The organism is Ferrovum myxofaciens, assembly GCF_000735045.1.
In the GTDB taxonomy this organism is placed as follows: Bacteria; Pseudomonadota; Gammaproteobacteria; order Burkholderiales; family Ferrovaceae; genus Ferrovum; species Ferrovum myxofaciens.
The window spans coordinates 1-253 of record NZ_JPOQ01000455.1 but is presented as its reverse complement, the minus strand read 5'-3'; the positions used below and the strand labels follow the sequence as shown (position 1 = coordinate 253).

Below are 253 nucleotides of genomic sequence, written 5' to 3'. Positions count from 1 at the left end.
TGTGGGTCACAGGTTCAACGGTCATCCGCTGCCCCTGGTCGGTAATGACGACAGGCCAACTGCCCTGTCTCCCGATCCTTTAATAACGAACCTTTCTGGTTTCTCCCGATAGTCTGGAAATCCCCCATGAGGCCCTGTCTGTGTCGCCCAAGCCTGTTCAAGGCCGGAATGGAGTCGAAGCGATAAAATCGCAGCGCCCCGTTGCATGCCGCACCAGCTCCACTACGAGCATGCGGCTTCCGCAGTCTATCCT

General features: G+C 57.3%; 1 protein-coding gene. It reads right to left on the bottom strand.

What is annotated here, in order from left to right:
- Nucleotides 1-14: 14 nt before the first annotated feature.
- Nucleotides 15-253: hypothetical protein (locus tag IV91_RS19390; RefSeq protein WP_035418786.1), on the bottom strand; the 239-nt coding region annotated here is incomplete at its 5' end.